This window comes from Micromonospora sp. C28ISP2-4, assembly GCF_030519385.1.
GTDB classification, from domain to species: domain Bacteria; phylum Actinomycetota; class Actinomycetes; order Mycobacteriales; family Micromonosporaceae; genus Micromonospora; species Micromonospora tulbaghiae.
Genome location: NZ_JAUMKG010000001.1, coordinates 130,648 through 151,484 on the forward strand (window position 1 = coordinate 130,648; position 20,837 = coordinate 151,484).

17 protein-coding genes are annotated in these 20,837 nt (G+C 73.1%); 4 read left to right on the plus strand and 13 right to left on the minus strand.

Going from position 1 to position 20,837, the window contains the following annotated elements; all coding sequences use genetic code 11:
• Nucleotides 1–47: 47 nt before the first annotated feature.
• From Q3W68_RS00615 to Q3W68_RS00625, 3 genes are read right to left on the minus strand one after another with little or no spacing between them, the layout of a single operon-like run.
• Nucleotides 48–2,603: a bifunctional GNAT family N-acetyltransferase/acetate--CoA ligase family protein gene (locus Q3W68_RS00615; protein ID WP_302903606.1), complete on the minus strand. Its 2,556-nt coding sequence runs from the start codon at nucleotides 2,601–2,603 to the stop codon at nucleotides 48–50.
• A 25-nt stretch (nucleotides 2,604–2,628) separates the two neighbouring features.
• Complete coding sequence (locus Q3W68_RS00620) at nucleotides 2,629–3,810, minus strand: acetoin utilization protein AcuC (RefSeq protein ID WP_302903607.1); 1,182 nt, start codon at nucleotides 3,808–3,810, stop codon at nucleotides 2,629–2,631.
• 47 nt (nucleotides 3,811–3,857) lie between these two features.
• Entirely contained in the window at nucleotides 3,858–4,715 is an 858-nt protein-coding gene (locus Q3W68_RS00625; protein ID WP_302903608.1) for a sulfurtransferase, read from the minus strand.
• Nucleotides 4,716–4,812: 97 nt separating this feature from the next.
• On the opposite strand from Q3W68_RS00625, the gene Q3W68_RS00630 reads away from it, so the two are divergent.
• Complete coding sequence (locus Q3W68_RS00630) at nucleotides 4,813–5,499, plus strand: metal-dependent transcriptional regulator (RefSeq protein ID WP_030274585.1); 687 nt, start codon at nucleotides 4,813–4,815, stop codon at nucleotides 5,497–5,499.
• 61 nt (nucleotides 5,500–5,560) lie between these two features.
• Here Q3W68_RS00630 and Q3W68_RS00635 read toward each other — a convergent pair whose 3' ends face one another.
• The 5 genes from Q3W68_RS00635 to Q3W68_RS00655 all read right to left on the minus strand — a co-directional run bounded on the left by Q3W68_RS00635 (nucleotide 5,561) and on the right by Q3W68_RS00655 (nucleotide 8,981).
• Nucleotides 5,561–6,109, minus strand: a complete 549-nt coding sequence (locus tag Q3W68_RS00635; protein WP_302903609.1) for a hypothetical protein — start codon at nucleotides 6,107–6,109, stop codon at nucleotides 5,561–5,563.
• 87 nt (nucleotides 6,110–6,196) lie between these two features.
• Nucleotides 6,197–6,430: a DUF5522 domain-containing protein gene (locus Q3W68_RS00640; protein WP_289256343.1), complete on the minus strand. Its 234-nt coding sequence runs from the start codon at nucleotides 6,428–6,430 to the stop codon at nucleotides 6,197–6,199.
• 28 nt (nucleotides 6,431–6,458) lie between these two features.
• Complete coding sequence (locus Q3W68_RS00645; RefSeq protein WP_302903610.1) at nucleotides 6,459–7,136, minus strand: alpha/beta fold hydrolase; 678 nt, start codon at nucleotides 7,134–7,136, stop codon at nucleotides 6,459–6,461.
• Between the two features lie 114 nt (nucleotides 7,137–7,250).
• Nucleotides 7,251–7,892, minus strand: coding sequence for a class I SAM-dependent methyltransferase (locus tag Q3W68_RS00650; RefSeq protein ID WP_302903611.1), 642 nt, complete (start codon nucleotides 7,890–7,892; stop codon nucleotides 7,251–7,253).
• Nucleotides 7,893–8,045: 153 nt separating this feature from the next.
• Nucleotides 8,046–8,981: a DUF2332 domain-containing protein gene (locus tag Q3W68_RS00655; protein ID WP_302903612.1), complete on the minus strand. Its 936-nt coding sequence runs from the start codon at nucleotides 8,979–8,981 to the stop codon at nucleotides 8,046–8,048.
• A 113-nt stretch (nucleotides 8,982–9,094) separates the two neighbouring features.
• On the opposite strand from Q3W68_RS00655, the gene Q3W68_RS00660 reads away from it, so the two are divergent.
• Nucleotides 9,095–9,889, plus strand: coding sequence for a maleylpyruvate isomerase N-terminal domain-containing protein (locus Q3W68_RS00660; protein ID WP_302903613.1), 795 nt, complete (start codon nucleotides 9,095–9,097; stop codon nucleotides 9,887–9,889).
• A gap of 135 nt (nucleotides 9,890–10,024) precedes the next feature.
• On the opposite strand, the gene Q3W68_RS00665 is transcribed toward Q3W68_RS00660, so the two are convergent.
• Both Q3W68_RS00665 and nrdR read right to left on the minus strand, forming a co-directional pair.
• Entirely contained in the window at nucleotides 10,025–12,925 is a 2,901-nt protein-coding gene (locus Q3W68_RS00665; RefSeq protein WP_302903614.1) for a vitamin B12-dependent ribonucleotide reductase, read from the minus strand.
• 34 nt (nucleotides 12,926–12,959) lie between these two features.
• Nucleotides 12,960–13,460, minus strand: a complete 501-nt coding sequence (nrdR, locus tag Q3W68_RS00670; RefSeq protein WP_013284751.1) for a transcriptional regulator NrdR — start codon at nucleotides 13,458–13,460, stop codon at nucleotides 12,960–12,962.
• Between the two features lie 490 nt (nucleotides 13,461–13,950).
• On the opposite strand from nrdR, the gene lexA reads away from it, so the two are divergent.
• Complete coding sequence (gene lexA, locus Q3W68_RS00675) at nucleotides 13,951–14,733, plus strand: transcriptional repressor LexA (RefSeq protein ID WP_013284750.1); 783 nt, start codon at nucleotides 13,951–13,953, stop codon at nucleotides 14,731–14,733.
• 57 nt (nucleotides 14,734–14,790) lie between these two features.
• Here the strand turns inward: lexA and Q3W68_RS00680 are convergent, their stop codons facing one another.
• Both Q3W68_RS00680 and hflX read right to left on the minus strand, forming a co-directional pair.
• Nucleotides 14,791–16,533: a hypothetical protein gene (locus Q3W68_RS00680; RefSeq protein WP_302903615.1), complete on the minus strand. Its 1,743-nt coding sequence runs from the start codon at nucleotides 16,531–16,533 to the stop codon at nucleotides 14,791–14,793.
• A gap of 50 nt (nucleotides 16,534–16,583) precedes the next feature.
• On the minus strand, nucleotides 16,584–18,047 hold the full coding sequence (gene hflX, locus Q3W68_RS00685; RefSeq protein WP_302903616.1) for a GTPase HflX: 1,464 nt from the start codon (nucleotides 18,045–18,047) through the stop codon (nucleotides 16,584–16,586).
• Nucleotides 18,048–18,243: 196 nt separating this feature from the next.
• Between hflX and Q3W68_RS00690 the strand changes: the two genes are divergently transcribed.
• Nucleotides 18,244–19,716, plus strand: a complete 1,473-nt coding sequence (locus tag Q3W68_RS00690; RefSeq protein ID WP_302903617.1) for an NAD-dependent malic enzyme — start codon at nucleotides 18,244–18,246, stop codon at nucleotides 19,714–19,716.
• Between the two features lie 275 nt (nucleotides 19,717–19,991).
• Here the strand turns inward: Q3W68_RS00690 and dapF are convergent, their stop codons facing one another.
• Entirely contained in the window at nucleotides 19,992–20,837 is an 846-nt protein-coding gene (dapF, locus tag Q3W68_RS00695) for a diaminopimelate epimerase (RefSeq protein WP_302903618.1), read from the minus strand.

A 20,837-nucleotide genomic window follows, 5' to 3' on the forward strand; every position in this document is an offset into this window, starting at 1 on the left:
AAGAAGGGGCCCCTTCTCTACCGGAGGCGTTAATAAGGGGCCCTTCCTTACAACCGCCGGGGGCCCGTGTCGGGGCGCGGGGATTCCGCGCCGGTACGCACAGTGGCGTGCAGCACCGAGATGCCGTCCGGCCGGACCAGCACCGGGTTGAGCGTGAGCGACCGCACCCGGGGCTGCTCGTCGGCGAGGCGGCCGACCCGCACCAGCAGGTCGACCAGGGCCGCCCGGTCCACCGGCGCGGCGCCCCGGTGCCCGCGCAGCAGCGGCGCCGCCCGGGGCTCGTCGACCAGCTCGGCGGCGTCCCGGTCGGTGAGCGGAACCGCGCGCCAGGCCCGGTCGCCCAGCAGCTCGGTCGCCACGCCACCCAGCCCGAACCCGACCACCGGCCCGAACGCCGGATCCTCCACCAGCTCCACCACGCACGCCACACCCGGCGCGACCATCGGCTGGACCAGCACCTCCGCGCCGAACACCGGCGCCATCTCGGCGTACGCGCGGCGCAGCGCGGCGGCGTCGGCCAGGTCGAGGCGTACCGCGCCGAGGTCGAGGCGGTGCCGCAGCCCGGGGGCGGCGGCCTTGAGCGCCACCGGCCAGCCGAGCCGCTCCCCCACCGCCGCCGCTTCCTCGGCCGAGCGGGCCGGCACCGAGTCCACCACGTCGATCCCGTACGCGCGCAGCAACGCCGCCGAGTCGGCACCGTCCGGCCGCAGCGCGGCGTGCCCCGCCGCGCGGTCCACGTCGGTCAGTTCCGGCAGCACACCGGCGGGCCGGCGCAGCCAGTCCGCGTACGCGGTCACCCGGCCCAGCGCGCGCACCGCCTCCTCCACGCTCGGGTACGCCGGTACACCGGCCGGCACCAGCCCGGCCAGGAACGTCGCCACCACCGGCTTGCCGGTGACCCGCGCGTCGGGCAGCGCCGCCGCGAAGTCGGCCACCGGATCGGCGAGCTGGCCCGGCAACGGCGGCGCGAACACCGCCACCACGGCGTCCACCCGCTCGTCGGCCACGGTCTCGCCGAGCGCGGCGGCGTACGCGGCGGCCCCGGCGCTCGGCCCGACGTCCCGCGGGTAGCCGTCGGCGACCGTCAGTCCCTGGGCCGCGCAGGCGGTCGCGGCCAGCCCGGTCAGCGCCGACGAGTTGCCCACCACCGCCACCCGGCGCCCGGCCGGCAGCGGCTGGTGGGCCAGCAGCACGCCCACGTCGAGCAGCTCGGACACGGTGTCGACCCGGATCACCCCGGACTGGGCGAACAGCGCGCTCACCGCCGCCGCGTCCAGCGCGGGCGCCTCCCCCACGCCCGGCGGCCGGGCCAGCGAGGCGAGCGCCACCACCGGCTTGCGGCGCCCGATGCGCCGGGCCAGCCGGGCGAACTTGCGCGGGTTGCCGAACGTCTCCAGGTAGAGCGTGATGACGTCGGTGGCCGGGTCGTCCTGCCAGTACTGCAACAGGTCGTTGCCGGACACGTCGGCCCGGTTGCCGGCCGAGACGAAGCTGGACAGGCCGAGCCCGCGCCGGGACGCCTCGGCCAGCAGCGCCACCCCGAACGCGCCGGACTGGCTGAACACGCCGACCCGGCCCGCCGCGGGCAGCACCGGGGCGAGCGTGGCGTTGAGGCGTACCGCCGGGTCGGTGTTGGCGACGCCGAGGCAGTTCGGGCCGACCACCCGCATGCCGGCCAGGTGCGCGGCGCGGACCAGCGCGCGCTGCGCCGCCGCGCCGGCCGGGCCGGACTCGGCGAACCCGGCCGAGATCACCACGAGGCCGTGCGCGCCCGCGCGGGCGGCGTCGCGCACCACGTCGGTCACCGCGTCCGGCGGGACCGCCACCACGGCCAGGTCGATGTCCTGGCCGGCGTCGGCCGCCGACGGGTACGCGGGCAGCCCCGCCACCGTCGCCGCGCTCGGGTGCACCGGCACTATCGCCCCGGCGAAGCCGGCGTCGCGCAGGTGCCCGAGCAGCGCCGCGCCGACGCCCTGGCCGGTGGTGCTGGCGCCGTACACGGCGATGCCGCGCGGCGCGAGCAGCCGGGCGATCGACCGCGCCTCGGTGCGGTGTTCCCGGCCGCGCTGCACCTCGAGCGTCGCCTCGGTGGGCGCGATGGGGAAGCTCAGGTGCACCACGCCGTCGGCGTACTGGCGCTGGACCTGGTAGCCGAAGTCGGCGAAGACCCGCAGCATCGCCCCGTTGGCGGGAAGCACCTCGGCGACGAAGTGCACGATGCCGTTGCGTCCGGCCGCGTCGGCCAGATGTTCCAGCAGCACCGACCCGATGCCCCGGCCCTGGTAGGCGTCCTCGACCACGAACGCCACCTCCGCCTCGGGCGAGGCGGGGCCGAGCCGCTCGTACCGGCCGACGGCGACGATCCGCTCGCCGGCCAGCACCACGAACGCCTCCCGGTCGCGGTGGTCGACGTTGACGAAGCGCTTCAGGTCGCGTTCCGGGATACGCGGGTACGGCGAGAAGTAGCGCAGGTATCGGGTGCGCTCGGAGAAACGGCCGTGCATGGCCACGATCTCGGGCGCGTCCTCCGGACGGATCTGTCGCAGCTGGACGGTAGTGCCGTCGCTGAGCAGCACGTCCACCGGTTGTTCGACGGTGGTCACCGGTCGGTCCTCCCCTGCCGCCGGCTCAGTCGCGCGGGTCGTGCGGATCGAGCCCGAGCAGCGGGAAGACCGCCTTGCGGGTGGCCGCGACGGCCCGGTCCACCGCGTTCGGCTCGCCGCTGGGCTGCCACGGCTGGTACGACGGGTCCACGTCGTCGGTCATCCGCAACGGCACCTCGTGCCCGGGTCGCCGCCGCGCGGCCAGATCCCGCCAGCCCGGCGGGGTCAGCGTGGCCGGGTCGACCGGCTCTCCGGTGGCGACCGCCAGCAGGTGCGTCCAGGCCCGGGGCACCACCTCGACGAGCGCGTACCCGCCGCCGCCGGTGGCGACCCAGCGGCCGTCGCACAGCTCGTCGGCGAGCGCCCGCAGCGCGCGGTAGGTGGCCCGCTGCCCGTCCACGGAGAGGTGCAGGTCGGCCAGCGGATCCTTGCGGTGCCCGTCGGCGCCGCACTGGGTGACCAGCACCTGCGGCCGGAACGCCCGCAGCACCGACGGCACGATCGCGTGGAACGCCCGCTGCCAGCCGGCGTCGCCCACCCCCGGTGGCAGCGGCACGTTCACGGCTGTGCCCTCCGCGCCCGGGCCGCCGGTCTCGTCCGGGAACCCGGTGCCGGGGAACAGCGCGAGCGGCGTCTCGTGCAGGCTGATCGTGAGCACCCGCGGGTCGCGGTAGAAGATCTCCTGCACGCCGTCGCCGTGGTGCACGTCCACGTCCACGTACGCGATCCGCTGCGCGCCGAGGTCGAGCAGCCGCGCGATGGCCACGGCCGGGTCGTTGTAGACGCAGAACCCGGCGGCCCGGGCGGGCATCGCGTGGTGCAGCCCGCCGGCCACGCTCACCGCGCGGCGGGCCTCGCCGCGCCACACCGCCTCGGCGGCGGCCGTCGTGGCGCCGGCGATCAGCGCGCTCGACTCGTGCATCCCGTCGAAGACCGGATTGTCCGACGTGCCCAGACCGAAACCGGCGAACAGCGGATCGCGCGGCGCGGACCGGACCGCGTCCAGGTAGGCCGGATCGTGTACGCGGGTGAGCAGCGCGTCGTCGGCCGGCTCGGGCTTGACCAGCCGCACGCCGGGCCGGTCCAGCACACCCAACTCGCGGGCGAGCGCCATGGTCAGCTCGACCCGGACCGGGTCGAGGGGATGGTCGCCCATGTCGTAGGCGAGGAGACCCTCGTCCCACACCACCACCGTGTCGTCGGCCATGCGGCCATCGTCGCACGTGGCCCGGGGCGCGCCCACCAGTCGTACGCTCACCGGCCGGACGGTCCGCCGGTCGCGACCGGACGGTCCGGGTCGGCCACCCACTCGCTCCACGAGCCGACGTACAACGCGGCGTCCGGACGACCGGCCAGATGCAACGCGAGCACCGCCTGCGCGGCGGTCACCCCGGAGCCGCAGTACGCACCGACGGGCGCGTCCGTGTCCACCCCGGCGGCGGCGAACCGCTCCCGCAGCGCCTCGGTGCCGGGGAACCGGCCCTGCGTGACGTACTCCGGGGCGGGCAGGTTGACAGCGCCCGGCACGTGACCGGCGACCGGGTCGACCGGCTCGTGCTCGCCCCGGTAGCGCGGCGCGGCCCGTACGTCGATCAGCACGCCGGGTCCGGCGGCGGCGAGCCGGGCGGCAGCGGCGGCGTCCAGCACCGGCAACGCGCCGGGCGCCACGGTGACGTCGCCCGGGACCGGTGCGGGCACGCTCGTGTCGACCGGCAGCCCGGCAGCCGTCCAGGCCGGGAAGCCGCCGTGCAGCACCCGCACCAGCCGGTGCCCGGCCCAGCGCAGCGTCCACCAGGCGCGGGCGGCGGACATGCCGTCGCCGCCGTCGTACACCACAACGGGATGACCAGCGCGGACGCCGGCGGCCCGCAGCGCGGCCTGCAGTGCCGCCGGGTCCGGAAGCGGGTGCCGGCCGGCGGCGCCGGGCGGCCCGCACAGCTCCGTGTCCAGGTCGACGAAGACGGCGCCGGGCAGGTGGCCGGCGGTGTAGTCGTCGCGTCCGGGCGGGCCGGTCAGCCGCCAGCGGACGTCGAGCAGGGTCGGCGGGTCGGCGTGATCGAGTTCGGCGGCGAGCCGGTCGGGCTCGACCAGCAGGTCTGCGGTGGCGGGCATGCGGCCCAGTCAACACCATTCGGCCCGCCACCTCCGGCTTCGCCTGCGTCGATGGTCGGTGGGAGCGGGTACCATCGGAGCCCAGGAGGCCGCAGACGTGAAGCACGACCTTGTTGACACCACCGAGATGTACCTGCGCACCATCCTCGAACTCGAGGAGGAGGGGGTGCCGCCGCTTCGTGCCCGCATCGCCGAGCGGCTGAAGCAGAGTGGTCCGACCGTCAGCCAGACCGTCGCCCGCATGGAGCGCGACGGCCTGCTCACGGTCGAGGGCGACCGGCACCTGACTCTCACGCCGCAGGGGCGCAACACCGCCGTGTCGGTGATGCGCAAGCACCGGCTGGCCGAGTTGCTGCTGGTGAACGTGATCGGGATGCCCTACGAGGAGGCCCACGAAGAGGCCTGCCGGTGGGAGCACGTGATGAGCGACGCGGTGGAGAAGCGGGTCTTCGACCTGCTCAACCGCCCGACCCGCTCGCCGTACGGCAACCCGATCCCGGGCCTGGCCGAGCTGGGCGACCCGGGCCAGACGCTTGCCGACGCCGTCGAGGGCGAGCGCAACCTGGCCTTCCCCGGCCTGTCCGGCCCGGTCGTGGTGCGGCGGATCTGCGAGAGCGTGCAGACCGACTCGGACGTGCTCCGGCAGTTGCACGCCGCCGGCGTCGACCCGGGCGCGACGGTGACTGTGGCGCAGGAACGCGACGCCGTCTCCATCGACCGCTCCGGTGACCGCGTACGGCTCCCCCGCGAGGTGGCGTCCCGGGTGTTCGTCGCGGCCCGCTGACCCGACCTTCGGTCAGAGCTGGTTGGCGACCTCCGGTCAGAGCTGCTTTGGCGACCTTCGGTCAGAGCTGTCTGGTGTCGATCACCTTGGCCAGCGTGACCAGCTTGCCGGCCGTCTTGTCCGCCTCCGCCTTCGCGGTGCCGGCCGGGGCGGTCCAGCGCAGGGTGGCGAGCCGCCCCTCGGTGGCCAGCCAGCCGACCTCGGCCGCCGGGCCGGATTTCGCCGTCTTGGGCAGCGTGCGCCGGTAGGCGGCCTTGCCCAGCTTGCTGATCTTCGCCGCGCCGCTCGGCTGCACGTCCAGGGCGAACGTGGCCGCGTCGATCGACGTCTCGGTCACCGACAGCGTCAGCTCCGGCAGCACCGCCCCGGCCGCGCGGACCACGCACGTGTGGGTGTCACCCCGCTCGGTGGCCGCCGCCACGTCGAACGTGCCGCCGGTGTGCTCGGCGATCACCGCGAAGTCGAGCAGCCGGCACGCCCCGCCCGAGGACGCCGCCGCGACCGGGACCGGCGGCGGCGGGGCGGGCGGGCCGGTCTCGGTCGGCGCCTCCTCGGCGCAGCCGGCGGCGAGCAGGACGGCCGGAACGGCCAGCCAGATACGGGCACGCACGGGAGACCTCCGCGGTCGGCGGCGGGTCCGGCCCGCCGGAGTTCCGTCGGACACCGTACGGGGTGCCCCAGCGGGGACGGAAGCCCCCTAATCGGCCACGTACGGACAGTGCCGACACCCTCGCCCGCAGCACGTGCCGCGCCGCGCAAGGAAGCCCGCGCTGAGCACGAACAGCCCGGTCTCCGGGTCCAGGTAGCCGGCCTCCCCGGCGGCCAGGGCGGCGGTGTGCGCGGCGAGGATGCGTTCCCGCCCCGGGTGGTCCGGCGACAGCCGCGACGGGTGCGGTTCGGTAAGGGGCCGTCCCGCCAGCTCGTCACGCACCGCTGAAGTCTACGGACGCCCTGCCGCCCTAGTTGCCGCCCGGGCCGCCGCCGGTCCCGAGGCGTTCCAGGTACGGCACGAACGCCTCGGGCCGCTCGAACATCGAACGGTGCCCGGCACGCGGGATCACCAGGTGGTCCTTGCCCGGTGCCTGGAGCTGCGCGTACCACTCGTCGAACAGGCGCAGCCGGCCCGGCACCTCCTGCGCGCCGTCCACGAAGTACGCCGGCACGGCGAGCTGCCGCACGTCACGCCGGAAGTCGATCTCCTGCAACCGGGGGTAGAGCACGTCCCAGCCGTCCAGGAACCCGAACAGGTGCACCTTCTCCAGCAGGCTGTATTCGGAGACGCCCAGGTTGCCGACGGTCCCGGTCTCGTCCTCGCTCGCGCCTTCCCGGTCGACAGGGAAGGCCCCGGCCTCGTTGGCCAGCAACGGCTCGTACGCCCAGACGTCGCGGTAGGGCGGCGGACCCTGCGCGGTCATCCGGTCCGCGAGCGCCGTCCGTCCGGTGCGACGGGCCCAGGCCACGGTGTCGGCGTACTGGCTGCGGTCGGCCTCGCGCAGTGCGGCCAGCCCGACGGCGAGGCTCACCGCGACAGAGGTGAGTGCCAGGCCCACGGTGCCGGGCCCGCGCGGGGTCCACCAGCCGACGACACCGCCCCAGAGCAAGGGCAGCATCGACGCGAGGAGCAACCGGGCGCGCATGACGTCTCCCTCCGCCGAGATCGTCAACCCTAGCCAGGACGACCACTCTTCGCTGCCCCGTCCTCACGAGGGGTGCAGATCGGGTGTCGGCTGCGGCGAGTGGTGCCGGAGAGTTCAGTCGGCCGGACGCTGCGCGAGCAGGAACGCCTGGGACTGCCGCTCCCCGCCGACCGGCGCGCGGACCGTCGTCGCCGACACCGCGAACCCGGCCGCCGTGAGCTGCGCGACCAGCCGATCCGGGGACAGCCAGTAGACGTCGAAGGCGACGGAGTGGCCGTATGCCTGCTCCCGTCGGTCGAGCCGGTCGCCGGCCTTCACCGCGAGCAGCAGGTGACCGCCCGGGACGAGCACCCGGCGGAAACCGGCGAACACCTCGGGCAGCAGCTCCGGTGGCAGGTGGATGACTGAGTACCAGGACACCAGCCCGGCCAGCGATCCGTCCGGCACGGCCAGCTCGGTCAGCGACCCGACCTCGAAGCGCAGGTCCGGGTACGCGCGGCGGGCCACCGCCACCATGCCGGGCGAGAGGTCGACGCCGCTGATGTCGAGGCCGAGCCGGTGCAGGTGGGCAGTGACGCGGCCGGTGCCGCAGCCCACCTCCAGCACGGGCCGGCCCGGCCTGACCGTCTCGGCGAACGCGGTGAGCAGGGCCCGGTCCAGCGGCGGCTCCACGACGTCGGGCAGCAGCCGCGCGTAGTCCTCGGCGACTGTGTCGTAGGCGGCACGCGTCTCGACCAGCCAGGCAGGTTCGGTCACGCCCGCCGACCCTAGTCAACGCCCACCCGCCCTAGCCCGACCCACCCGCCCTCGCCCGACCCCACCCTTCGTCGATCATGAAGTTGGCGGCCGTGGCGTCGGCGTGTCTCGCCGCCAACTTCATGATCGCCGGGAGCAGGGCGTGCGGGGTGGTCAGCCGAACCAGGTTAGGGACTGGCCGTGGCCCGTCGTCCAGGCGAGCGGGTGGCCGTCCAGGGCCAGGACGTTGTGGAAGCCTTGGGCGGGCGGCACGGGCAGGTCGGCGTGGGGCAGCACCGAGGGGTCCTCGTTGGCGATCCAGTGGCCGGGCAGCGTGCGTACCAGCGCGGTGAAGGCCGCGCGGCGTTCCGGCGGCACCTGGTAGAGCACCGAACTGTGGAACACCACGAGCGTCGCCCCGGCCGGGGCCTGCGCCGCCAGCGCCGGCAGGTCGTCGACCAGGTCACCGCGTACCAGCAGCGGCGGATCGGCCGCCGCTACCGCCGCCGCGGCGCGCAGCCGTTCCCGGCGGTGCCGGTGTTCCGGCCAGATCAGCGCGTCCAGCCACGCCACGTCGGCCGGATCGGTGACGTCGAGCGGGTTCACGTCCAGACCCGCCCGCCACACCACCTCCGGGCGCCGCTGCGGCGGATAGGTGCCCGTCAGGTCACAGTCGAGCACCGGCTCCCCGTCGCCGAGCCGATGCCCGCCGTAGCGGTAGGCGTACCGGTCGGGGTAGAGGCACAGCCCGGCGGACGCGCCGACCTCCAGCAACGCCAGCGGCTGCGGCAACGCGGCGAGCACCGGCAGCAGCACCGCGCAGCGCCCCGCCTCGTTCGTCTGCGTCGCCCGGACCCGCATCTGCGCCGCGACGTCCGGCCAGTGCGCCATCACGTACGCGCGGAACGCCGCCGGGTCGTCCACCGGCCCGCCGCGCAGCCGCACCACCCCGAACAGCAGGTTCGGCTGACGCTTCGCCGGCGGCAGCGTGTCGAGCAGGGCGAGCAGCTCCGGGTCACCGGCCACCGCCCGCGACAACCGCTCGTACGCCGGGGACACACCGCGCGTCTCACGCTCGGCGAAGACCCGATAGATGTCGGTAGTGCTCATCGCCCGAGCATTCCAGCTCGCGTACGCGGTGAGGTATGACCGCCGGCACCGCCCGCCGCGTGAGCTGTTAAAACCGCTGTCCGTTCGTCGAAGAACACTGATAGAAAGCCCGGGTGCGCACAATCCTCACGTTTTCCGATCACCTGCGGCTGATCGACGACCGGTCGACTGCCTTCCACGCCGCTGTCGCTGCGGCGCCCAGCCTCGACGCGCCGGTGCCGAGCTGTCCGGAGTGGACGCTGTTCGATCTCGTACAGCACCTGGGCATGGGCCGCCGCCGGTCGGCCGCCATCGTCGCCGCGGGGCCGGCCGACGTTCCCCCGGACAAGTCCGCGTGGGACGACGGCACGGGTGCGCCTCGGGAACGCGAGGCGCTCCTGGCCTGGTGGAGCGAGTCCGTCGAGCGGCTGACGAGCGCGCTTCGCGAGGCCGGCCCGGACCGCCGGTGCTGGACGTGGTGGGGTGATTCGCAGTCACCGGAAACGTCCGGTGCATGGGGTCGGCGCCAGGTCGCCGAGATCGCGGTGCACACCTACGACGCTCAGCTCGCCGTGGGGAACCCGGAGCCGCTGCCGGACGAGGTCGCCCTCGACGCTTTCGACGACTGCCAGTTCACCCTCTGCTCGACGGATGTCGCCTGGCCGCACGAACCCGCCGTCGTCGAATACCACGCCACCGAGGGCCGCTCGTGGCGCCTTCGGCTGTCCGGCGACGGCGCACGGGCCAGCCGCCTCGGCGAGCCGGCCGCCGGCGAGGACTCGGACACGGCCGACGTCTCCGCCCGGGGCACTGCCAGTGACCTGGTCCTGTTCTTCTACGGCCGCATGACGCCGGATTCCCCGAAGCTGGAGCTGCACGGCGACCGCCGCATCTTCGACCAGCTCATCGCCTGGGACCCGTCCGTCTGACGATCGACGACACGCCGGCTCGTGCGCCTCGTCGGCGTACCGGCCCCGTCAGACGACACCACACCCCTGCGACAGCGACCGCCCGACCCTCCAGCGGGTCGGGCGGTCGCTGTCGCAGCAGATGCGACTCAGGTGTCAGCTGCAGCCGCTGGTGGAGCCGCAGCCCTCGCAGACGTAGCAGCTACCGGCGGGCCGCATCTTCGTGCCGCAGGTGAAGCAGAGCGGCGCGTCCGCGGCCTTGCCGATCACGGCCTCCAGCAGTTCGGTGCTGGAACCCACAGACGGCGCGGGCTTCACGGCTGCGGCGTCCGCCACCTCCTGCGCCGGCTGCGCGATCGGGCCGGTCTTCGGCTCGGGCGCCTCGACCGGGGCGGAGGCGGCCATCGCGGTGAGGTCCGCACCGCTCGCCTCCGCCTCCGCCTCGGCCGCGAGCTGGGCGGCCCGCTCCTTGGCGGTGAAGATGCCCAGCTCGGCGCGGCGGTCGTACGGCAGGAAGTCCAGCGCCAGGCGACGGAAGATGTAGTCCATCACCGAGGCGGCCATGCGCACGTCCGGGTCGTCGGTCATACCGGCCGGCTCGAAGCGCATGTTCGTGAACTTGCTGACGTACGTCTCCAGCGGGACGCCGTACTGGAGACCGATGGAGATGGCCACCGAGAAGGCGTCCATCACGCCGGCCAGGGTCGAGCCCTGCTTCGACATCTTGAGGAAGACCTCGCCGAGGCCGTCGTCCGGGTAGGACGAGGCGGTGAGGTAGCCCTCCGCGCCGCCGACCGAGAACGAGATGGTCTCCGACGGGCGCTTCTTCGGCAGCCGCTTGCGCACCGGGCGGTACTCGACGACCTTCTCCACGACCTTCTCCGGCGCGGCCTGCGCGACGGCGGCCGTGTCCGCCTTGGCGTCCTTCTTCTTCGCCGCCGACAGCGGCTGGCCGACCTTGCAGTTGTCCCGGTAGATCGCCAGCGCCTTCAGGCCGAGCTTCCAGCCCTCGAAGTAGATCTTCTCGATGTCCTCGACGGTGGCCTGCTCCGGCATGTTCACCGTCTTGGAGATGGCGCCGGAGATGAACGGCTGGACGGCCGCCATCATCCGCACGTGGCCCATCGGCGCGATCGAGCGCTCGCCCATGGCGCAGTCGAAGACCGGGTAGTGCTCCGGCTTCAGGCCCGGGGCGTCCACCACGTGGCCGTGGTCGGCGATGTGCTCGACGATCGCCTCGACCTGCTCCTCGGGGTAGCCGAGGCTGCGCAGGGCGCGCGGCACGGTCTGGTTGACGATCTGCATCGAGCCGCCGCCGACCAGCTTCTTGAACTTCACCAGTGCCAGGTCCGGCTCGACACCTGTGGTGTCGCAGTCCATCATCAGGCCGATGGTGCCGGTCGGGGCAAGCACGCTGGCCTGCGAGTTGCGCCAGCCGTGCTTGTCACCGAGCTTGTTGCCGAGCGTCCACTGCTTGGTGGCCTCGCGCTGCACGGCGGTGGCCACGGTGCCGGTCGGCTTGATCGCGTCGTTGGCGGCGGCGTGCTTGCGCATGACCCGCTTGTGCGGCTCGGCGTTACGGGCGTAGCCGTCGTACGGGCCGACGATGCCGGCCAGCTCGGCGGAACGGCGGTAGGCGGTGCCGGTCATCAGCGAGGTGATCGCGGCGGACACCTCCCGGCCCTGCTCCGAGTCGTACGGCAGGCCGGAGGCCATCAGCAGCGCGCCCAGGTTGGCGTACCCGATGCCGAGCTGCCGGTAGGCGCGGGTGGTCTCACCGATCTTCTCGGTCGGGAAGTCGGCGAAGCAGATCGAGATGTCCATCGCGGTGATGACGAACTCGACCGACTTGACGAACTTCTCCACATCGAAGCCGCCGTCGGCGCGGAGGAACTTCATCAGGTTCAGCGAGGCCAGGTTGCACGAGGAGTTGTCCAGGTGCAGGTACTCCGAGCACGGGTTCGACGCGGTGATCCGCCCGGTCTCCGGGCAGGTGTGCCAGTCGTTGATGGTGTCGTCGTACTGCAGGCCCGGGTCGGCGCACTCCCACGCGGCCTGGGAGATGGTGCGGAACAGCTTCTTCGCGTCGATCGTCTCGATGGTCTGCCCGTCGAGCCGGCCACGCAGGTCGAAGCCGCCGCCGTTCTCCACGGCGGACATGAACTCGTCCGAGACGCGGACCGAGTTGTTGGCGTTCTGGTACTGCACGCTGACGATGTCGGCGCCGCCCAGGTCCATGTCGAACCCGGCGTCGCGCAGCGCGCGGATCTTGTCCTCCTCGCGCGCCTTGGTCGCCACGAACTCCTCGATGTCCGGGTGGTCCACGTCGAGGATGACCATCTTGGCCGCGCGCCGGGTGGCGCCACCGGACTTGATGGTGCCGGCGGAGGCGTCCGCGCCGCGCATGAAGCTGACCGGGCCGGAGGCGGTGCCGCCGGAGGAGAGCAGCTCCTTCGAGGAGCGGATGCGGGACAGGTTGACCCCGGCGCCCGAGCCGCCCTGGAAGATCCGCCCCTCCTCCTTGTACCAGTCGAGGATGGAGTCCATCGAGTCGTCGACCGACAGGATGAAGCAGGCGCTGACCTGCTGCGGCGACGGCGTGCCGACGTTGAACCACACCGGCGAGTTGAAGCTGAACACCTGGTGCAGCAGCATCCAGGTCAGCTCGTGCGCGAACACCTCGGCGTCGGCCGGGGTGGCGAAGTAGCCGTACTCCTCACCGGCGGTGCGGTAGGTGTCGACCACCCGGTCGATCAGCTGCCGCAGCGACCACTCCCGCTCCGGGGTCCCCACCGCGCCCCGGAAGTACTTGGTGGTCACGATGTTCGCCGCGTTCACCGACCAGGACTCGGGGAACTCCACCCCGCGCTGCTCGAAGTTGATCGAGCCGTCCCGCCAGTTCGTCATGACGACGTCGCGGCGCTCCCAGGCGACCTCGTCGTAGGGATGCACCCCCTCGGTCGTCCAGACGCGCTCGATCTTCAGCCCTGCCCCGGCCTTGTTCCGTGACTTGCTGGTCGTCACGCCCTCGCCCCCCTCGTCGGCACGGTCACCCACCGCGCCTCGTGTAACTGTCAGAAACCCGAAAATGTCAGCTGATCGCGCCGGCGGCGTCCGCCGCACCGGCACCGGCGCCCTCCCGGGCGCGCGCGGCGGCCCGCAGCGTCTCGATCTCGCGCTCGAAGTCGGCGAGCGAGTCGAAGGACCGGTAGACGCTGGCGAACCGCATGTAGGCCACTTCGTCGAGGTCACGTAACGGGCCGAGGATGGCCAAACCCACCTCGTGGCTGGGGATCTCGGCCGCCCCCTTGGCCCGTACGGTCTCCTCGACCTTCTGTGCCAGCAGCGCGATCGAGTCGTCGTCGACCGGCCGCCCCTGGCACGCCTTGCGCACCCCACCGATGATCTTCGTACGGCTGAACGGCTCGGTCACCCCGCTGCGCTTGACCACCGCGAGCACGGCCTCCTCGACTGTGGTGAACCGCTTGCCGCACTCCGGGCAGGACCGTCGCCGCCGGATGAGCTGGCCGTCGTCGGCCTCCCGCGAGTCGACGACGCGGGAGTCGGCGTGCCGGCAGTACGGACACCGCATTCGCCCGACCTCCTGAGTCGATCGCGGGCACACCTACCGGTTCCCGGGCACGCGTCGACACGGCGGGGCCATCGTCGGATGACCGTCGCCGAGTGCGCGGTGCGGGAGTGCGTTCGGTAGTTGAACCCAACCTGTAGGCAACTTACGCCCGTGTGACTACTACATCTAGGGGTCGACCGTATGCCGAACCCCAAGCGAGGTCAAGTTGACGGGCGTGTCCGGCGAGTCGTCAGGATCACGCCCGGCGCGACGTCGCCGAGGAGCCCAACGGACGGCCTCCCGTGCTAGTCACGGGCCCGCCGGGATAGAACATCCGTTCGAGCGGCGTACCCTTCTATCAGAACACCAGTTCGGAAATCCAGGAATTCGGCGCGACACGCCGACAGCAGGTCGTACAGATGTTTGAAAATGGCCGATCTCACCTATACGGTCAGACCACACGCACCACGAGCCGACGAGGCACCCCAGCGCCGACCAGGGAGGGACGGACGTGACCGAGGACCGGGCCAGCCGGCAGAAGAACCCGCAGCCGAACGACGGGGCGGGTCCTCCGGCGACCCGTCGCCCCCGCACCGCCCGCAGCCGCACCGCCCCCGCGGCGGTGCGTCCGGTCACCCCGGTGGTGAGCAGCTTCCCCGACCCGGCGACAGTCGACCTGACCGCCAGGCAGCGGCGGATCCTGGAGTTCATCCGAAACTGGGTCGAGCGCCACGGCTACCCGCCGAGCGTGCGCGAGATCGGCGAGGCAGTCGGGCTGGTGTCCCCGTCCAGCGTCGCCTACCAGCTCAAGGAGCTGGAGAAGAAGGGCTTCCTGCGCCGCGACCCGAACCGCCCGCGCGCCGTCGACGTCCGCGCGCCGGGCGAGGCGGACGACGAGGCGGCCCGCGCGCAGCGGCCCGCACCGGCGTACGTGCCGATGCTGGGCCGTATCGCCGCCGGTGGGCCGATCCTGGCCGAGCAGGCGGTGGAGGACATCTTCCCCCTCCCCCGCGAGCTGGTCGGCGAGGGCGAGGTCTTCATGCTCCAGGTCAAGGGCGACTCGATGCTCGACGCGGCGATTTGCGACGGCGACTGGGTGGTCGTCCGGCAGCAGCCGAACGCCGAGGTCGGCGACATCGTGGCCGCCATGCTCGACGGGGAGGCGACCGTGAAGACCTACCGGCGCCGCGACGGGCACGTCTGGCTGATGCCGCAGAACCCGGCCTTCGACCCGATCCCCGGCGACGACGCCACCATCATGGGTCGTGTGGTGGCGGTGCTGCGCCGCATCTGACCGACAGCACACGACGAAGGGGTGACCGGTGGCCGGTCACCCCTTCGTCGTGTGGTCTCAGTAGCGGTCGCCGCGGTACTCCCGGCCACCGCCGGACACCGGGCCGTACCGGCCCTGGTCGTCGTAACCGTCGCGGCGCCCGCCACGCGGCTCCTGGCCGCGGCGCGGCGGCTCGGCTCGGCCGCCGTCCCCCCGCGGCCCGCCGCCGTTCGGCTGCCCGCGGTATCCGGCCCCGCCCGGCCCGCCACCCGGGCCGCCACGGCCCGGACTGCCCTGGCCGCCACCCGGGCCGCCACGGCCGGGACCACCCTGGCCGCCGCCCGGTCCGCCCTGGCCTCCGCCGCCGTAGACGCCGCCACCGCGCGCTCCGCCGCCGGCCGGGGCACCGCCGCCGCCGTAGACACCGCCGCCACCCTGCGGGCGCGCTCCGCCCGGAGGACGGCCACCGCTCTGACCACGGCCACCGTCCTGGGGGCCGCCGCCGTACACCCCGCCGCCCGGCCGGCCACCGCCGTAGACACCGCCGGACGCCGGGCGGTCGCCGTTGGCCGCGCCGCCGTAGACGCCGCCCTGACCGCCGCCGTAGACACCTCCGCGCGGCGTGTCCGGCCGCTCGCCCGACGGGAAGCCGTTGTTCACCGGGAACTCGCCGCTGCGCTCGGGCTCGTCGGCGGGCGCCCGCGGCGCCGGCTTGCGCCGCGCCCGCAGGATGCCGAAGACGCCCGCGCCGACCAGGAGCGCGCCGAGCACCCCGACGGCCGCGATCAGGTACGTGATCTCGTCGAGCGAGAGCCCTTCGAGCCACGACTTCTGGGCGGCCGGTTTGGTGTCGGCCTTGCCACCGTTGGGAAGCGCCTCGGCGCCGGTGGTCGACGGGGTGTAGCTGAGGATGTCGATCGGGTCCGACTCGTCGAGCGTGCCGCCGTCGGAGACGGTGACGAACAACTTGCCGTCCGGCGTGTAGGAGATCGCCTCGCCGAACGGGTCGGCGAGCGGGGTGACCCGGGGCTTGCCGGTGGTGATCGCCTTGACGATGTCGCCGCCGGTCACGTCGAACTCGAACGCGTCGGCGTACGTGCGCAGGACGACCTTGCTGCCGTCGGGTGAGCGGGCGGCTCCGGTGACGAGCGCCCGCCCGGGTGAGCCGAGCTTGTTCTCGGTGCTGGTCTTCGGCAGCGTGACCTCGCCGACCTTCTTCATCGGGATCGCCTCGGTGTCGCCGCTCGCCTTCAGCTTCACCGTCGGGGTGTAGATCTCCGACTTGCCGGAGAGTTCCTTCGTGATCACCAGCGGCATGTTGTCGTCGCCGACGAGCAGGGCCTCCGCGTCGTGCGGCTCCTTGCCCGGGTAGCTGAGCCGGTGCAGCACCGGCTGCTTCGAGCCGCTCAGCGGCATCGTCCACACCGCTACCCGCTCCCGGCGGGTCTTCTTCTCCACGTTGTCGCCGGTGTCGGCGATCCAGAGCGTCTTGCGGTCCGGCCCGAGCGCCAGGTCCTCGGTGTCGAAGGGCCCGTCACCGGAGTACCGGACCTCATTGTCGACATTGCACTTGGCGTCCAGGTAGAAGACCCGCTTGCGGCTGGCGTCCTCCGTGCCGTCGTTGATCACGACGTACCCGTTGCTGGTGGCCACCAGGCCGGACAGCTCGCGGAGGCGGTTGTCCTCGACCGTGCACTTCTTCTTGGGAGCCGCGGCCAGCACGGGGGCCGCGGCGGGAGCCGCCGGGGCCGGCCCGGCCGGCGCCACGACCGCGCCGACCAGGCCGAGCGCGAGCGTGACCGAGGAGACAACGTGCCGCATGACGCTCAGTGTCGCACGGCGCGGGTTTCCGGCGGGTGACGCCGGACGGCTCACCGCCCGGCGCCCACCCGCTCGTCGCTGGTCAGCCGGTCACCCGCCCGGTACGGCGCAAGCTCCGCGGCCAGCCCTTCGTTGACCCGCACGTGCAGCAGCGTGCCCTCGGGCAGGTGCGCGGTGCTGAGCACCTCACCCTGCCGGTGCACCCGGGCGACCAGGTCACCCCGGTCGTACGGGAGCACCGCACGCACCTCGACGGCCGGCCGGGGCAGCCGCCGCTCGACGGTCTCGCGCATCTCGTCGATCCCGCGCCCGCTGTGGGCGGAGACGAAGACCGCGTCCGGCCAGAGCCGCTTGAGCCGCAGCATCGTCTCCTCGTCGGTGGCGTCGGTCTTGTTCACCACCAGCAGTTCCGGCAGCCGGTCGGCGCCCACCTCGGCGAGCACCTCGCGTACCGCCCGGACCTGCTCCTCCGGGTCCGGGTGGGTGCCGTCGACCACGTGCACGACCAGGTCGGCGTCGGCGACCTCCTCCAGCGTCGAGCGGAACGCCTCGACGATCTGGTGCGGCAGGTGCCGGACGAACCCGACCGTGTCGGACAGCGTGTAGAGCCGCCCGTCGGACGTGGTGGCACGGCGGGTGGTGGGGTCCAGCGTGGCGAACAGCGCGTTCTCCACCAGCACGCCCGCACCGGTCAGGCGGTTGAGCAGGCTGGACTTGCCGGCGTTCGTGTAGCCGGCGATCGCCACCGCGGGCACGGCGTTACGGGTGCGCCGGGCGCGCTTGGTCTGGCGTACCGTCGCCATGCTCTTGATCTCGCGGCGCAGCCGCGCGATGCGGTGGCGGATCCGCCGCCGGTCGGTCTCCAGCTTGGTCTCACCGGGACCACGCAGGCCCACGCCGCCGCCGGCGCCACCGCCGCGACCGCTACCACCGGTCTGCCGGGACAGCGTCTCGCCCCAGCCGCGCAGGCGCGGCAGCAGGTATTCGAGCTGGGCCAGCTCGACCTGCGCCTTGCCCTCCTTGCTCTTGGCGTGCTGGGCGAAGATGTCGAGGATCAGGGCGGTCCGGTCGACCACCTTGACCTTGGTGCGCTGCTCCAGGTTGCGCAGCTGCGACGGCGACAGCTCACCGTCGCAGATGATCGTGTCGGCGCCGGTGGCGAGCACCACCGCGCCCAGGTCGTCGACCTTGCCCCGGCCGATGTACGTGGCCGGGTCGGGCCGGTGCCGGCGCTGGATCAGCCCTTCGAGCACCTGCGAGCCGGCCGTCTCAGCCAGCGCCGCCAGCTCGGTGAGGCTGTTGTCGGCATCGGTCTGCGTGCCCTCGGTCCAGACCCCCACCAGGACGACCCGCTCCAGCCGGAGCTGGCGGTATTCGACCTCGGTGATGTCGGTGAGTTCGGTGGAGAGGCCGGGGACCCGCCGCAGCGCCTGCCGCTCCGACAGCTCGTACTCACCGGTGGTGGCGTCGAGCTCGTCGTCCTCGTAGGGATGGAAGGTCTCCTGCTCGCGCAAACTGCGTCTCCTGTCCGTTACGTGCAACGCCGAGAATTTTCGGCGCGTGACAGCAATCCTGACATGTGACAACGCCGGGCGCACGCGTGTTATGCCCGCGACGCTACCCACTGGTAGCGGGGGCGGATGCCGGGCGAGCAGGGCGGGCGAGTAGAAATGCCAGTCGAGCCGCTCAGCGCCGACGGAGGAGTTTCTCGTGGCCAACACACGACTGCCGAGTGCCGGATTCTCCATCACCATCCGGATCGCGGTACCCGCCGACGCCTCCTCCATCGGCCGGCTCACCACCGCCGCCGGCGAGGCCGGGGCCATCGTCACCGCGCTGGACGTGGTCGACTCGGACCCCACGAACGTGATCGTCGACCTCACCTGCGACACCGCCGACGCCGGCCACGCCGACCAGGTCGTCGACGCGCTCACCGCACTCGACGGGGTGGACGTGCGCAAGGTCTCCGACCGCACGTTCCTGCTGCACCTCGGCGGCAAGATCGAGGTCACCCCGAAGGTCGCGCTGCGCACCCGCGACGAGCTGTCCCGCGCGTACACACCGGGCGTGGCCCGGGTCTGCATGGCGATCGCGGAGAACCCGGCCGACGCCCGCCGGCTCACCATCAAGCGCAACACCGTCGCCGTGGTGAGCGACGGCACCGCCGTGCTCGGCCTGGGCAACCTCGGGCCGGCCGCCTCGCTGCCGGTGATGGAGGGCAAGGCCGCGCTGTTCAAGCGCTTCGGCGGGGTGGACGCCTGGCCGGTCGTGCTGGACACCCAGGACACCGACGAGATCGTGGCGATCGTCAAGGCGATCGCGCCCGCGTACGGCGGGATCAACCTGGAGGACATCGCCGCGCCGCGCTGCTTCGAGATCGAGGCCCGGCTGCGCGAGGCGCTGGACATCCCGGTCTTCCACGACGACCAGCACGGCACCGCGATCTGCGTGCTGGCCGCGCTGACGAACGCGCTGCGCGTCGTGGGCAAGCAGCTCGCGGACGTCCGGGTCGTGGTCTCCGGCGCCGGCGCGGCCGGCACCGCGATCATGAAGCTGCTGCTGCGTCAGGGCGTGGGCGACATCATCGCGTACGACCGCCAGGGCGCCCTGCACCGCGGACTGCCGGACCTCAACCCGGCGTGGCAGTGGCTGGCCGAGAACACGAACAAGGAGAACTACTCCGGTGACCTGGCCGGGGCGGTACGCGGCGCGGACGTGTTCATCGGCGTGAGCGCGCCGAACCTGCTCACCGGCGAGGACGTGGCCCAGATGGCGAAGGACGCGATCGTCTTCGCGCTCGCCAACCCCGACCCCGAGGTGGACCCGCGGGAGGCGCGCAAGTACGCCGCGGTGGTCGCCACCGGCCGCTCGGACCAGCCGAACCAGATCAACAACGTGCTCGCCTTCCCCGGCGTGTTCCGCGGCATGCTCGACGCGCACGCCGAGGAGTTCACCGAGGAGATGGCGCTCGCCGCCGCGCGGGCCATCGCGGACGTGGTGGGTGAGGACAAGATCAACCCGACGGTGATCGTGCCCAGCGTCTTCGACTCCCGGGTCGCTCCGGCGGTGGCCGCCGCGGTGCGCGCCGCCGCCCAGAACCCGGCCGCGACGCCGGCCCCGGCGGCCGACCCGGGTCCGGCCGACCTCCCCGAGATCGCCGCCAACGCCAGCGCCACCCCCTGAGCTGGCCGGAGCGCGCGCGGATGCGCACGAGATCTTGGAAGGAAACGGCCCTCATGGGGGCCCGAATCTTCCAAGATCGCCAGTAGCAACCCTCCGGAGGCCGGCGCGTCGGGCACAAGGCCCCACCCGCGGCCTGACCGACTCCACTTCCCCGAAGTGGCGGCATCACCGCCCTTGATCAACACCAGTTCGCGGAAGTGGCGGCATCAGCGGCTCGGCGACACCACCACTTCGGCGACCTGGTGTTGATCATCACGGGGCGGGGCGGGGCAGGGCTACGGGTGCAGGGCTGCGGGCGTGAGGGTGCCGGTCGCCACCAGGACCGCCGGGCCGGAGAGCCAGCACGAATCGGCGGTCACGGTGACCGTCAGACGCCCGCCGGGGACGTCGACAGTCACCGTGCCGGTGTCCAGGCCGGCGTCGCGCAACGCCACCGCCGCCACCGCGCACGCGCCGGTACCGCAGGACAGCGTCTCGGCCGAGCCGCGCTCGTAGACCCGCATCAGCACGTGCCCGTCGGTGCCGGCGACCGGCTCGCCCGGCGTGGTGAACTCGACGTTCACCCCGGACGGGAACGTCGAGGCGTCGACCTCGGGCGCGCGGGTGAGGTCCAGCCCGGTCAGCTCCAGCGCGAGGGGCAGCGCGCACACCAGGTGCGGGTTGCCGACGTCCACCGCGGTGCCGGGCAGCGTCAGCCCGCCGAGCGTGGCGGTGGCCGTGTCGTACAGCCGGGGGCGGCGCATCTCGACCGCCACGTCCGCGCCCTCGACGCGGGCCCGCACCAGACCGGCGCGGGTGGCGATCGGCAGCGTCCCGCCCGACGGGGCGGCCAGCGAACGGTCCAGCAGGTAGCGGACGAACACGCGGGCCCCGTTGCCGCACATCTCGGCGAACGAGCCGTCGGAGTTCCAGTAGTCCATGAACCACTCGGCCTCGCCCGCGTACGCGACGCCCTCGGGGTGCTTGGCGGCCCGTACGACGCGCAGCACGCCGTCGCCGCCGAGGCCGCGCCGCCTGTCGCAGAGCGCGGCGACCAGGCCGGGCGTCAGGTCGAGGGCGCCGTCCGGGTCGGGCAGGATGACGAAGTCGTTGCCGGTGCCGTGACCCTTTGTGAACTCCAC

Coding starts and splice junctions, on each gene's coding strand:
- Q3W68_RS00620 (WP_302903607.1), bottom strand. CDS start 3,810: ATGGCCGACGACACGGTGGTGGTGTGGGACGAGGGTCTCCTCGCCTAC.
- Q3W68_RS00625 (WP_302903608.1), bottom strand. CDS start 4,715: ATGCCCGCCACCGCAGACCTGCTGGTCGAGCCCGACCGGCTCGCCGCC.
- Q3W68_RS00645 (WP_302903610.1), bottom strand. CDS start 7,136: ATGCGCGCCCGGTTGCTCCTCGCGTCGATGCTGCCCTTGCTCTGGGGC.
- Q3W68_RS00655 (WP_302903612.1), bottom strand. CDS start 8,981: ATGAGCACTACCGACATCTATCGGGTCTTCGCCGAGCGTGAGACGCGC.
- nrdR (WP_013284751.1), bottom strand. CDS start 13,460: ATGCGGTGTCCGTACTGCCGGCACGCCGACTCCCGCGTCGTCGACTCG.
- Q3W68_RS00680 (WP_302903615.1), bottom strand. CDS start 16,533: ATGCGGCACGTTGTCTCCTCGGTCACGCTCGCGCTCGGCCTGGTCGGC.